Here is a 12,769-nt window from a genome sequence, read left to right on the forward strand (position 1 = left end):
AAGGGTTTCGTACTACGTGCGGGCAGCGCGCGTTGGATTGCGTGACATGCCGTCACGGGCTGCCGCATGGTTGGATTCAGCCATGAGTACGTGGTTCGATCGCGGAAAAGGGGCGCTGCGCAAGCTGAACGCGCGCCCATTGCTGGGCGTGACGCTGGCATTCGTGGCGTTGCTGTGGCTGGCGCAGGGCCTGACCGGATTGTTGACGCTGAGCGCCCTGCAGCGGCAGATCGTGGACGCGACCGCCGCGCGGGTCGAGGCGAGCGCGCGGCAATCGGCGATAGTCATCGAGAACGGCGTGCGCCTGGGCAAGCCGCTGGAGCAGTACTTCGGCCTGCGCGACCTGCTGGACGGGTTGCTGGAGGAGTCCCATGGTGTCACCGGAGTAGCGGTTGTGCTGAAAGACGGCCGATTAGTGGCGTCGGCCGGAGTGTTGGTTCCGCATGCGGCGCGGTTGGCGCGCGCTTTGGCCTTTCCCGATGATGAGCCGGACGTGCAGCGCCAGCCGTCGGGCAGCGTACGCCTGGTCGGCGACGAAGCGGTTTCGCTGGGTATTCCGTTGGCCGGAAGCGACGGCATCGTGCGAGCCGCGCTGGTGCTGGGCTGGCCGCGCGATCCCGCCTTCATGCATGCGCTGATGTGGCGCAACCTGCAGGTCCTGGCCTTGGTCACGGCGGCCGTTGCGCTGGCCCTGGCGCTGGCGCTGGCGTTGGTCCTGCGCCGCGGCGAACGGCGCAGGCGGGAGCGCGGCGGCACCCGGGCCCGTTTCGTGCTGCCCCTGGCCGCGCTGTTGCTGGCGCAAGGCGTGTACGCGGGCTACACGATAGACATGTTCCGGGACGTGTGGCTGGATGTTGTCCGCCACAATGCCGTCGTGCTGGCCACGGGTTTGCAGCGCGGCCTGGATCGCGTATTGGGCTACGGCCTGGAACTGCACCAGTTGCGCGGCGTGGACCGGCTGTTTTCCCGCACCATACATGCCTATCCATTGATCGGCTCGATCGCGCTGGTGGCAAGCGATGGCAGGGTGCTGCAGGAAGTGGACGCGCGCGGTAGCGTCACCGGCGACGCGCAGCGGCGATTTGCGGACGACCCGGGCTACACGGTGTCGCTGCCGCTGGGCGGCCCCGACGCCAGCCGTGGCGCGCTGGCCCTGCGGCTGGACGGCGGCGCGGTCGCGGCGGCCTTGCGTGATCGCGCCCTGGACGCGGCGACGGTGGCGGTCGTGGCGCTGGTGGTGGCGGTCGAGTTGTTGCTGCTGTTGGCGGTGGTCATGAACCGGGCGTTGCCGAACGGACAAGGCCGGCAACCGTCTGCTGACGGTACGGACGTGGGCGGATTGACGCGCCCCGTGATGTTCGGCTATCTGTTCGCCTGCGCCATGCCGGCCAGTTTCTTGCCGCTGTTCGCCCGCAGCCTGCCCGCCGCGAACCTCCCCTTGCCGCCTGGCCTTCTGATAGCCTTGCCGATCTCCCTGGAGATGGGGTGCGGGTTGCTCGCGGCCTTGATGGCGGGCAGATTGAGCGAGCGCAAGGGTTGGCGCCATGCCGTGCTGCAGGGCTTGCTGCTTTCATGTATCGGATTCGTGGCCAGTGCGTTGGCGCCCAATCTGGCATGGTTCGTGTCGGCGCGTGGCGTCGTCGGCCTGGGATACGGCTTGACGTGGATGGGCCTGCAGGCATTGGTTGTCAGCCGCAGTCCGCCGACGCATCGCGGCCGCAGCATGGCCGGTGTGGTCGCGGGCCTGTTCGCCGGGCAGCTCTCGGGCGTCGCCGTGGGCGCAATGCTGATGGAGCAGCTCGGTTTCCGCGCCGTCTTCGCGATCGGGGCGGTCTTGCTCTTGCTGCCCTTGGCCGGCGTTGCCTCGCTGTTGCGGGCCTGCGCGCTCCCTCCCGCAATGGCCGCCTCGACCTCCGCCCCGCAGGGCAGGCGCGCGCCCTTGGGGCCCCTGCTGCGCGGGCGCGGCTTCGGCATGTTGCTGCTGACGAGCGTGATTCCATTTTCGATAGCCCAGGTGGGCGTGATGTCGTTCGCCTTGCCCCTGTACCTGGAAGCCGCAGGGGCGGCGCCGGCGAGCATCGGGCGCATATTCATGATCTATGGGGTTTGCGTGGTCTACCTGGGGCCGCTTGTGGCCAGGTGGGTCGACTGGTCCGGCGTGCGCTGGCCGTGGATCGTGTTGGCGGGAGCGCTCGGGACCGCCGGCTTGCTGGTGTTCCGGCTGCTGCCTGACGGATTGCTCGCCGCTGGCGTGGCGCTCTCGCTGCTTGCCTTGGCCGGCTGTTTCGCGGGCGCCTCGCAAATGCCCTATATGCTGGAGTTGCGCGCTGTTCGCGAGCATGGCGCCGCGGGCGCGGCCAGCGTGATGCGCGCGGCCGACAAGCTGGGGCAGATGCTGGGGCCCTTGCTGATCGGGGCGCTGTCGGGTCCGCTCGGAATGGGCGCCGCCATGGCGGCGCTGGGGATGATGTACCTGGGCGCCACGCTGTGGTTCGTGCTGGCGCGCCCTTGGCGGCAGGGCGGCGGCTAGGCAAGGGGGCCGCGCAGCAGCGCCGCGTGGTCGGCTCGCATCAGGGGGACGCGCGCCGTCAGCCCGGTGAGCAACTCGGCGGCGATGGTGCCCGCCGCGTGCGCGATGTGTTCGACCGGCAGCTGCGGCGAGCCCCACAGTACGACGGGCGCGCCCCGGGCCGCGGCGGGGATCGGCCGCAGATCGACAGCCATCAGGTCCATCGAAATCCTGCCCACCGTCCGTGTCAGCACGCCGTCTACCTGGACAGGGAAGCTGGCTCGTGGATTGTGCGGGTAGCCGTCGCCGTACCCGCAACGCACCAACCCCAGCGCCATCGGCTGGTCGGCCACGAACGCGCAACCGTAGCCGACCGAGGCGCCGGCAGGCAGGTTCTGCGTCGCGCACAATGTGCTGCGCAAGGTCATGGCGGGGCGCAGGCCCAGATCGCGCCCGACGCGGCCCGGAATGGGGCTTACGCCATACAGTGCCAGACCGGGGCGGACCCAGTCGGTTCGCGCCGCCATCGTCGGCATGACACAGGAGGCGGCCGAATTGCAGGTGGAAACCGGCCCCGGCAGGCCCCGGATGCAGGCCTCGAAATCGGCGTGCTCGCGTTCGAGATCGCCGACGCTGGCGGCGTTCGCGTAGTGGTTCAGATGGCCCACGCCACGCAGCGCGCCATGCTGCTGCAGCTCACGGCAGCGCGCATAGGCGCGCCGATACTCGCCGGCGTCCAGCCCGCCCAGCCGCGTGGCGCCGATGTAGCGCAGCCATACCCAGGGCGCGCACGCATACAAGGGCTTGCCTGGCAGCCATTCGAGTTGCGTCATGTCGGTGATGACCAGGTGCAGCTGTTGCAGCGTCAGGAGCGCGGCCTCGCGTTCGTGGGTCAGCCCGGCATAGACCATGATGGGACCACGCCAGCCGACACGGCGGCACTGGTGGGCTTCGTGCAGATGCCGGACGGCGATGCCGTCGGCGGCGCGCAGGCCCGGCAGAACATTGTGCAGTCCGTGCCCATAGGCATCGGCCTTGACGGTGGCCCATATGCGCGGACCATCGACGCCCACGCCCAGCCGTTGGCGCAGGACTTCCAGGTTGTGGGCCACCGCAATCGGGTCGATGCAGGCATGGAGGCCGGGAATCGGAGCGTCGAAGGGATCGGACGCGAGGGGCATGGCTGTGGCCTCGTCGATGTCGATGGGTGCAGGACTGTCACGCCGGACATGGCATGCGCAGCGGGCGGCGCATGGCGCGGCGATCAGGATTCAGGCGCTGAGTGTGATGTCAGGGTGAGATGGTTCCATCCGTCGCGGCGCTGGTAGCTGAGCGCGTGCATGAAGTGGCGCATCAGCCGCAGGCCGTGCCCGCCCGGCTGCGCGTCGTCCAGGCTGCGGGCCAGGGGGGGGGGGAAGGGCCTGCGTGGGGTCGTAGGCGGCGCCGTTGTCGGCAATGTGCAGGCTGACTTCCCGTCGTGTCTGACGTAGCGTCAGGTGTATCGCGGCCGGGTGGCCGGGCGTGAACGCATGGGACACGATGTTGTTCAGCGCCTCGTCGGCGCACAGCGTCAGTGTGAAGCGCAGGCGGGCGGACCAGCGGTCGCGCAGGGCGATGTGTTCCAGCCAGTACAGCGCGTCGGTTGCCGTAGTGGCGGTGACGGACAGCTCCAGCGTATCGGTTTTGCTTGACATGACGTATCGCGCAACGCAATGCCGGCAAGTATGCCCGAGTCATGAGAACGCAGAGGATTCGTACAGCGTCGGATATTTCGCGCACTAACGCTGTCCCGTATTATTCGCGCAGACGAAGGTGCGTCAGCGAGCGAGGTCAGCGCATGAAGTTGACGATGGACAAGATGGACGGCATGTTGATTGCGTGCCTGCAAGGCGTGGTGAACAGCGCGAACGCGGAACAGATCGAAGCCGAGCTGGCGGCGCAGGTCGACAAGGGCGAGTGCCGTGTGGTGCTGGATCTGGGGCGGCTTGACTACATTTCCAGCGCAGGGCTGCGCGTGGTGTTGCTGGTGGCCAAGCAACTGCGGCAGGTCCAGGGCGAACTGGTGCTGTGCGAACTGAAGCCGCACGTGCGAGAAGTATTCGAGATCAGCGGTTTTCTTACCATATTCCCGGTGGCGAATTCGCGAGAGGCCGCTGCCGCCGCCTTCAAGACGGCCTTGCCCCGCTAGAGATATGGCGTGGCCAGCCAGATCACCTTGTTGCGCAGGCGCTTGATGAACGGCTGCGCGTTCAGGGCCTGCAGTGTTTCCTGCCGCGCGTGGCGGATCTGCGCGTCGATGCGCTGCCCGATCCAGCCGGCCAGTTCACGATCGTAGATTTCGGTGTCCAACTCGAAGTTCAGGCGCAGGCTGCGCGGGTCCATGTTGGACGAGCCCACATAGGACCAGGCATCGTCCACCGTCAGCAGCTTCGAGTGGTCGAAGGCGCCGGCCGAGCGCCATACGCGGCACCCCGTGCGGATGACCTGGTCCAGTTGTGCGCTCATGGCGTAGTTGACCAGGCGCAGGTTGTTCGAGCCCGGAATCACGATATCGACCCTGATGCCGCGGCGTGCGGCGGTCCCCAGTGCGCCGATCAGCGTCTGGTCAGGCAGGAAATAGGGGGATTGGATCCGCACATGGCGCTGCGCCACCGCCAGCGCGCCCAGCAGCATCTTGTGCGTGCTGCCCAGGGCGCTGTCCGGCCCCGAGGCCACGCAGCGCATCGGCACCGAGCCCGGCGCGCGTTCGGGAGCCGGCGGGAACCAGGTCGGGCCTTCCAGGGATTCGCGGGTCGTGAAATTCCAGTCGTGCGCGAAAACCGCCATCAGTTGCGCCACCACCGGGCCTTCCAGGCGGAAGTGGGTATCTCCGTTGGCGGCCTTGCCGGCCAGGGCCGTCACGAAGGCGGCGCGGATGTTCATGCCCCCGGTGAAGCCGACATGTCCGTCGACCACCAGGATCTTGCGGTGGCTGCGCAGGTTCGCGTAGGGCATGCGCATGACGCCCAGCGGGTTGGTCATGAAGCGCGCGGTGCGCACGCCGCCGCGCACCAGCGTACGAATGATCGGCGGACGGGAGTACTTGCTGCCGATGGCATCGATGAGCACGCGCACCTGCACGCCGCGCTGCTGCGCCTCGACCAGGGCCTGCGCCATTTCGCGGCCGATCGGATCGCAGTCGAAGATATAGCTTTGCATGGCGATCGAGACGCGCGCCTCGCGTATCGCCTGCATCATGGCGGGATAGGCCTCGTCGCCGCCGGCCAGCGGCCGCACCTGGTTGCCGCCCAGCAGGCGGAAGCGGCTGACCTGGTCGCCCAGCACGCGCAGCGAGGCGAATTGCGGACCGCTGCAGGGGACCACGTCCTCGACCTGGGCGTCGGGATGGCCCGTGTAGGCCAGCATGGCGTCGTCGTGCTGCTGCGACACCAGCGAGCGGCGGATGCGGTTGATGCCGGCGACGAAATAGAGCAGGGCGCCAAAGAGCGGCGAGAACAGGGCGACCCCGACCCAGGCGATGGCGGCGCGCACATCCTGTTTGGTCATGGCGGCATGCACGGCGGCGCCGGTGCCGGCGACCACGCTGATCGCAAAGACGATATGCGGCCAATAGTCGCGCAGCAATTGTTCCAATGGGTCCATGGCGTCCGGGAGAAAGGCTTGCGTGGCAGCCGGGGCCGCCAGCGGCGGGTCCGGTATGTGGGTACGGATGCGCAAGGATAGCAACAAGATTTGCCCGCCGGAAGCGCCGGGGCTGATGCGTCATTTATTTTGTGCTAGAATCTCGTTTCTTTGCTGCGGTGGCTGTAGCTCAGTTGGTAGAGTCCCGGATTGTGATTCCGGTTGTCGTGGGTTCGAGTCCCATCAGCCACCCCACTCGAATTCGTTGGAAAACAGGCACTTAGGCGCAAGCCGAGGTGCCTTTTTTCTTGGGCGAACGGTGGCAAGATCACACCAATTGGCGGCATGGATCGGGCGCCGCCTTTTATTTTCACCACGCGGCGGCCATGAGCGCGCCCGGCGATGGCCGGATTTGCAGCGCGGCCGGCGCTTCTCGTTGGGCTGCGGTTTTCGTCCCCCCGAGTTCGATGCAACGCCCGCGGGCGAATGCCCAGCCTTTCAAGGGTAAATACCTATAAAAAAAATCTCACGGTGAGCCGTTTCGCCCATATGGTTACGCATTTTGCAGATGGGGCGGCTATGGGCGGCAAGAATTGCGAGCGCAAACGGGGAGCGGCATGGACAAGTCTGGTCATCCTGTGCGCGACGAGCCTTACTCCATCAGCGAGTGCCCAATCGGTCTCCGCTGTCGGCGAGGTGTTGCCGGGGCCGGCTTCGACGCCGCATTGGGTTGTGGGTGATGGCCTGATTGTCGGTGAGACCCTTGCCGGGACACTGACCATCACCGATGGCGGATCGGTCGTCAACGATTGGGCCGAGATCGGGAGCTTCAACGGTGGTTTGGGTACCCTGTCGGTGTCGGGCCGTGACGGCGGCGGCAGCGCATCCTCTTGGACCAGCCTTGGCCGGGTGGTCGTCGGGGCGGAGTCCGGCAGTGTCGGCATACTGGAGATCCTGAACGGCGGCGCGGCGCGAAGCGAATCGGCCAGCATCGGCTTGGAGAATGGCAGCAGCGGCACCGTTACCGTTTCCGGGGCCGAGTCGACCTGGAGCCTGTCCACGGTCTACGCGTTTGAAGTGGGCGGCGGCGGCAGGGGAAGGCTGCTCATCGACAATGGCGCGGTGCATAGCGGCCAGGGGATGATCGGCCGCGGCGCCGGCGGCGATGGGGGCGTTACGGTCTCCGGTCCGTCGGCGGTCTGGGATCCGTTGAACAACATCTTCGTCGGTTTCGATGGGCTTGGCGACTTGCGCGTCCTGGACGGCGCCATTGTCAGCACCGTCGGATCGACCGCGCCAGGTGCCGCGGCGACGGTTTACATCGGCATGGGCACGGGCGGCGTCGGCACGGTGACCGTATCGAGCGCAACGGCCGACATCTCGACGCTCTCGACGACCGACCGCATCGAAGTCGGCTCGGCAGGCACGGGTACCCTGACCATCGAAAAAGGGTTCATCGCGCAATAGCGTGGAGGGGTTTGGCAAGTTTTCGTATTCTTGACGGCAGGTATTTGCCATCAGGAGTGCAGGGAGATGCTGGATCGCAAGTTGCTGGAGTCGCTGGGAGGCTGGCAGGGCTATGGCGTCGAACGCGTGGAATGGCCCGAAGACCCAGGGCGCACGCTGTCGATCTATTTGAAGCCAACGGCCAAGGTGATGCTGTGCGAGCAGTGCGGCGCGCGGTGTCGCCAGGTGCATGAGACCACGGTTCGACGGGTGCGAGATCTGCCGTTATTCGAGTATCGGGTCGTTCTGCACGTGCCGCGCCGACGCTTGTGGTGTGAGCAATGCGGCGGCCCGCGCCTGGAGCGGCTTGCCTGGCTGGGGCGATATCAACGGGTGACGGATCGGCTGGCGCAGGCCTGCAGCCAATTGCTGCAATCGAGCAACGTGCAGGCGGTGGCGAGGTTCTTCGAGCTGGGTTGGCATACCGTCAAGACGCTGGAGAAGGCTCGGCTGCGTGCGTCGGTGCGCGAACCGGATTGGTCCAAGATCGAGTATTTGGCGATGGACGAGTTTGCCCTGCACAAAGGGCATCGCTACGCGACAGTGGTGGTCGATCCGATCAGCAGGCAGGTGCTGTGGATTGGCCCAGGACGCTCACGCGAGACGGCCCGGGCGTTCTTCGAACAATTGCCGCCTGGGGCCGCCCAACGCATCAAGGCCGTTGCCATCGACATGACCACCGCCTACGAGTTGGAGATCCAGGCCCACAGCCCACAGGCGGAGATCGTCTATGACTTGTTCCATGTCGTGGCCAAGTATGGACGAGAGGTCATTGATCGGGTGCGCGTGGATCAGGCCAATCAACTACGCCAGGATCGTCCCGCACGCAGGATCATCAAATCGAGTCGCTGGCTGCTGCTGCGCAACCGTGACAACCTGGATCGGCAGCAGGCCGTCCGGCTCGACGAATTGCTGCAAGCCAACCAGCCGCTGCTGACGGTCTATGTCCTGCGTGACGAACTCAAACGGCTCTGGTTCTACCAAAGACCTGCCTGGGCAAGACAAGCCTGGAACCACTGGTACGAGCAGGCCGAGCAAAGCGGAATAGCCGCCTTGAACACCTTCGCTCAGCGCTTGAAAGGCTATCTGCACGGCATCCTGGCCAGATGCCGACATCCCCTGAACACCAGCATTGTCGAGGGCATCAACAACACTATCAAGGTCATCAAGCGGCGCGCTTACGGCTACCGCGACCAGGAATACTTCTTCCTCAAAATCCGTGCCGCCTTCCCCGGCAATGCGCGATGAACCCGAAAAAGGGGGGAAGGCGTCGGCCGCCAGCGATACGTGGATTGCCGTTTCCGGCACTTCCACCGGTACGCTGAACCTGACCGGCGATGCCAGCGGCCGCGGCGTGCTGGAAACCGGCTCCGTCATCAAGGGTGCTGGCAACGTTACCCTCAATCTGGATGGCGGCATTCTGCGCGCCATCCGCGACAAGAACGATTTTCTCAATGGCTTCTCCACGCAGGCCGTGGGGGCCGGCGGCGCGTGGTTCGACACGAACACTTATGACGTGGGCCTGCCTACCGCATTCTCCGGTACGTCCAGCTTCAACAAGCTGGGCGCGGGCACGCTGACCCTGTCGGGCGACAGCGCCGCGTTCACAGGAGACACCGAAGTCCGGGCAGGTACGCTGCAGGTTGACGGTACGCTGGGCGGGCCGGTGAATGTGCTTGCGGGAGCGCGGCTAACCGGCACGGGACGCGTCGGTGCGACGGCCAACCACGGCACCATCGCGCCGGGCCCGCGCAGCGGCTTCGGCACGCTGACCGTCGCCGGCGACTATGCGGGCCAGGGCGGCAACCTGGAGATCCGCACGCAGCTGGGCGCCGATGACTCTCCCACCGACAAGCTGGTGATCACGGGCACCAGTTCGGGCGTGACGCCGGTCACGGTGACGAATATGGGCGGCGCCGGCGCGGCGACCCAACAGGGCATACGGGTCGTGCAGGTGGACGGCGTGTCGGCGGGCCGGTTCAACCTGGCCAATGGCGATTACGTCATCAATGGCCGTCCGGCGCTGGTGGCCGGCGCCTATGGCTACGTCCTGCAGCAGGACTCCGGCGACGGCAGCTGGTATTTGCGATCGTCGCTGGCCGACCCCGGCACGCCCCAGGGCGGCAGTTCGCCGGCCGCGGGACAGCCCATACTTTATCAACCCGGCGTGCCGGTATATGAAGCCTACGCCAACACGCTGCTTCAACTGAGCCGGCTTTCCACCTTGCGCCAGCGGGTCGGCAATCGGCTCTATGATCCGGCCGATACCGGCCGCAACGGCGTATGGAGCCGGGTGGAGGGCGCCACGGGCCGCCTCGATCCTTCCGTGTCCACCACCGGCCAGCACCAGGATATCGATAGTTGGAAGGCGCAGTTCGGCGTCGATCGCGTACTGGCCGGCGAGCAGGAGGGCGCGCGCCTGGTTGGAGGCCTGGCCCTGCACTACGGCAAGGCCGACACGCGTGTCGCGTCGATGTATGGCAACGGCACGATCGATACCACCGCCTATGGCCTGACCCCGACGCTGACGTGGTACGGCAGGAACGGCGTCTATGTCGATGCACAGGCCCAGGCGACCTGGTTCGACAGCGACCTGCATTCACGATTGGCCGGCAAGCTCAAGGATGGCCGGAAAGCGCGCAGCTATGGGCTGGGCATTGAAGGAGGCAAGGCCTTTGCGCTGAGCGAAGGGCTGGCCCTGATCCCGCAGGCGCAATTGTCGTACGCATCGACCCGCTTCGACAGCTTCAACGACAGATTCGGCGCCCGCGTTGAAGACGATAAGGGCGACAGCTTGCAGGGCCGTCTCGGCATCGCGCTGGACTACAAGAGCAGCTGGCAAGCGAGCGGCGCGAACCGGGAGTCGAGCGTCTTCGGCATCGTCAATGTGAAGCATGAGTTCCTGGATGGCACGCGCGTGCGCGTTGCCGGGGTGCCGGTAAGCAGCCGCATGGCGCGCACCTGGGGCAGCGTGGGAGTGGGGGCCGATTACGGTTGGGGAGAACGCTATGCCATTTACGGCCAGGTGGACGCCGATGCAGATTTCGCCGGCAGCTACATCCTCACCGCGACCGCGGGGTTCAGGATGATGTTCTAGATTCGGCAAGCCGCTTGCGCCGGTATGGGGGGCGCGGCCTGCGCGCATGCTTTTGCCGGGTAACGGCCGGGATCTGCGCGCTTTGGCCCGGGACCGGTATGCGGGCGCAAGCCGGCACGCCTGAGGCGAAGGCTGTCCGCTGTCAGGGAAATTACGGGGGGTTCGGCGGAGATGTGTATCTTTTCTCTGCCATAGTTACAAAATATAAAGACCACTGCGCCCGGATGCGGGGTATGCTCAATGAAGAGAGGGCATCCGCGTGTATCAGAACAATTTGATCTACAAGGGATACCGCTTGACCGCCAAAGTAGCCAGACACACTGTCGAGGTTAACGAAGCCGCGCCGAGCGGCCCCTTATTCCAGGCAACCGTTTCGGTGGTTCAGGCCGATTCCATCCAGGATACGGGTGACGAGTACCCCGTACCGTATTTTGCCGACGGCGGTTTCGTATACAGCCCGCGCGAAGCGGTGCACCAGGCAATCAGCCATGGCCGCGAAATCGTCGACGCGCTGATCGGGCTGCCAGCCTAGCGCTCCCCGAGGCCATCCCTGCCGCGTCGTCATGGCCGCATCCGTGCGGTCCGCGCGTCGGCCGGCCGTTCAGGTCGCGAAGACTTCCTGCCAATCGCGGGTCTTGGCCAGCGTGCGCACGGCCGCCGATTGCTCCAGGATGGCGACCGCTTTCTTGAATTCCTCGGCCGTGGCGCCGTCCTCCAGTATGACCAGGCGGGCGTTGCGCGCATCGGCCATCTTCACATCCGACATCTTGCCGTGGGTCTGGTAGACCTGCGTCCAATCGACTTTGCGGCCGGCCTTCAGCGCGATGGGTTCGATGTAGGTCATGGAAGTCGAGGTTGCCGAGCGCACCGCGAAGGCGAAGTCGGCGGTGTGCCCGCTGCTTCCCTGCGCCTTGGCGCCCTTGACCATGCGGTTCGCGCCGACGGCTTCGGCCAGGGTGCGTCCGACCTGGGCGCGAAAGCGCAGCCGGCTGAATTTGGGCATCCATTTCGCGCACTGGAACGACAGCGCCATGGCCAGCTTGACGGCGTCCCACAAGGCGTCCTGCAGCTGCTCGTTGGGGCCTTGCGCCACGATGGCGCCGGCCTTGTCGAAGCGGGCCAGGCTGACGCCGGGAGTCTGGTTCAGGACTTCCAGCCGCTTGGCCACCAGTTCGATGCCGAAGGTGGCCGCGTGCAAGGCGGTTTCACAGGCATCGGTGAGATAGAACGTGTGGGCGTCGGGATGGACGATGAAAAATGCGGCATGCTGGCCATCCAGGCCCAGCGTCATGGGAGAGATGGCGCGAATCGCGTGTTCGCCCGCGGGCTGGACGCTCCAGCCCGACGCTTCCAGGAAGTTGCTCATAGGATCAGTTCGATTTGGCGGCCCTTCAGCGGATGGGCGAAGCCGCCGGTCAGCGTCAGGTTTGCGCGCGGCAGGAAATAGTCGACCAGCGCGCCGATGCTCTCCAGCGCGGGCACGACCGGTTCCGCGTAGCCTTCGCCGGCCTCGACCCAGATGTGCTGGTGGCTGCGATCGGCCAGCGCCTTGCGGAACTGCGGCAGGTTCTCGCCCACCATGCTGGTGTGGAACGAGTCATCGGTATCGACGCCGAACACGCGGTGCGGGCCGACGAACAGGCTGGCTCCGAAGGCTTCGGGCAGGAAGATGGTGGCCTGGCCGAACACGGCGGTACGCGCGCCGCGGTAGGTGATGCGAAAGAGGATGTCTTCGCGCACATCGCCCTTGAGCCGGCACGCGCAGCTGAATTCCTGCCATTGCGAGTTGCTGGCGGCCGGCTTGTGGGCCCAGCTGATGGGCTTGGTGGTCTCCTTGGGTTCCGCGAGGATTTCCTGCACCTCGTCCGGCGTGATCAAGGGTTCGACGTTGTTGGCCATGGGCACTCTATTGAATTCGAAAATGCGGCGGCGCCCATGTATGGCGCGCGCAAGCAACGGCATATGCGGTTGCGAGGGGGCGTAATCTTACAAGACAGAGGCGGGTAAGATCGAATGGCTGTATGGGCATACAGCCA

The 12,769-nt window shown here is 66.0% G+C and carries 10 protein-coding genes, 1 tRNA gene and 1 pseudogene; 7 read left to right on the forward strand and 5 right to left on the reverse strand.

Translation table 11 applies throughout. The features are described 5' to 3' along the window. Positions 1-82 precede the first annotated feature (82 nt). Complete coding sequence (locus tag LK409_RS09265; protein ID WP_041937195.1) at positions 83-2,530, forward strand: MFS transporter; 2,448 nt, start codon at positions 83-85, stop codon at positions 2,528-2,530. On the opposite strand, the gene alr is transcribed toward LK409_RS09265, so the two are convergent. Both alr and LK409_RS09275 read right to left on the reverse strand, forming a co-directional pair. Then, positions 2,527-3,690 (reverse strand): alanine racemase, encoded by a 1,164-nt coding sequence (alr, locus tag LK409_RS09270; protein ID WP_010928444.1) that lies wholly within the window; start codon positions 3,688-3,690, stop codon positions 2,527-2,529. The genes LK409_RS09265 and alr overlap by 4 nt on opposite strands. A gap of 83 nt (positions 3,691-3,773) precedes the next feature. After that, positions 3,774-4,203, reverse strand: a pseudogene (locus LK409_RS09275) (ATP-binding protein). 143 nt (positions 4,204-4,346) lie between these two features. Between LK409_RS09275 and LK409_RS09280 the strand changes: the two are divergent. Beyond that, positions 4,347-4,697, forward strand: a complete 351-nt coding sequence (locus tag LK409_RS09280) for an STAS domain-containing protein (RefSeq protein WP_010928445.1) — start codon at positions 4,347-4,349, stop codon at positions 4,695-4,697. Here the strand turns inward: LK409_RS09280 and LK409_RS09285 are convergent. Next, a complete protein-coding gene (locus LK409_RS09285; protein ID WP_033447682.1) occupies positions 4,694-6,151 on the reverse strand; it encodes a phospholipase D-like domain-containing protein in 1,458 nt (485 codons plus the stop codon). The genes LK409_RS09280 and LK409_RS09285 overlap by 4 nt on opposite strands. A 158-nt stretch (positions 6,152-6,309) precedes the next feature. On the opposite strand from LK409_RS09285, the gene LK409_RS09290 reads away from it, so the two are divergent. From LK409_RS09290 to LK409_RS09310, 5 genes are all read left to right on the forward strand, one after another. Continuing rightward, positions 6,310-6,385, forward strand: a tRNA-His gene (locus LK409_RS09290). A 231-nt stretch (positions 6,386-6,616) separates the two neighbouring features. Continuing rightward, entirely contained in the window at positions 6,617-7,597 is a 981-nt protein-coding gene (locus LK409_RS09295) for a hypothetical protein (RefSeq protein ID WP_226376537.1), read from the forward strand. Between the two features lie 66 nt (positions 7,598-7,663). After that, positions 7,664-8,884, forward strand: a complete 1,221-nt coding sequence (locus tag LK409_RS09300; protein WP_010928446.1) for an ISL3-like element IS1001 family transposase — start codon at positions 7,664-7,666, stop codon at positions 8,882-8,884. Beyond that, positions 8,874-10,733 carry an autotransporter outer membrane beta-barrel domain-containing protein gene (locus LK409_RS09305; RefSeq protein ID WP_269447047.1) on the forward strand — a complete coding sequence of 620 codons (1,860 nt, stop codon included), beginning with the start codon at positions 8,874-8,876 and terminating at the stop codon, positions 10,731-10,733. The genes LK409_RS09300 and LK409_RS09305 overlap by 11 nt, the downstream gene beginning before the upstream one ends. Before the next feature lie 259 nt (positions 10,734-10,992). After that, on the forward strand, positions 10,993-11,265 hold the full coding sequence (locus LK409_RS09310) for a hypothetical protein (RefSeq protein ID WP_003809939.1): 273 nt from the start codon (positions 10,993-10,995) through the stop codon (positions 11,263-11,265). 69 nt (positions 11,266-11,334) lie between these two features. Here LK409_RS09310 and LK409_RS09315 read toward each other — a convergent pair whose 3' ends face one another. Continuing rightward, a complete protein-coding gene (locus LK409_RS09315) occupies positions 11,335-12,099 on the reverse strand; it encodes a hypothetical protein (protein WP_003820091.1) in 765 nt (254 codons plus the stop codon). Further along, a complete protein-coding gene (locus LK409_RS09320; RefSeq protein ID WP_010928447.1) occupies positions 12,096-12,695 on the reverse strand; it encodes a hypothetical protein in 600 nt (199 codons plus the stop codon). The genes LK409_RS09315 and LK409_RS09320 overlap by 4 nt, the downstream gene beginning before the upstream one ends. Positions 12,696-12,769 lie beyond the last annotated feature (74 nt).

It is taken from the genome of Bordetella parapertussis (assembly GCF_020735925.1).
Lineage (GTDB): Bacteria > Pseudomonadota > Gammaproteobacteria > Burkholderiales > Burkholderiaceae_B > Bordetella > Bordetella pertussis.

Coding starts and splice junctions, on each gene's coding strand:
- alr (WP_010928444.1), bottom strand. CDS start 3,690: ATGCCCCTCGCGTCCGATCCCTTCGACGCTCCGATTCCCGGCCTCCAT.
- LK409_RS09280 (WP_010928445.1), top strand. CDS start 4,347: ATGAAGTTGACGATGGACAAGATGGACGGCATGTTGATTGCGTGCCTG.
- LK409_RS09320 (WP_010928447.1), bottom strand. CDS start 12,695: ATGCCGTTGCTTGCGCGCGCCATACATGGGCGCCGCCGCATTTTCGAA.
- LK409_RS09315 (WP_003820091.1), bottom strand. CDS start 12,099: ATGAGCAACTTCCTGGAAGCGTCGGGCTGGAGCGTCCAGCCCGCGGGC.
- LK409_RS09285 (WP_033447682.1), bottom strand. CDS start 6,151: ATGGACCCATTGGAACAATTGCTGCGCGACTATTGGCCGCATATCGTC.
- LK409_RS09305 (WP_269447047.1), top strand. CDS start 8,874: ATGCGCGATGAACCCGAAAAAGGGGGGAAGGCGTCGGCCGCCAGCGAT.
- LK409_RS09300 (WP_010928446.1), top strand. CDS start 7,664: ATGCTGGATCGCAAGTTGCTGGAGTCGCTGGGAGGCTGGCAGGGCTAT.
- LK409_RS09295 (WP_226376537.1), top strand. CDS start 6,617: ATGCCCAGCCTTTCAAGGGTAAATACCTATAAAAAAAATCTCACGGTG.
- LK409_RS09265 (WP_041937195.1), top strand. CDS start 83: ATGAGTACGTGGTTCGATCGCGGAAAAGGGGCGCTGCGCAAGCTGAAC.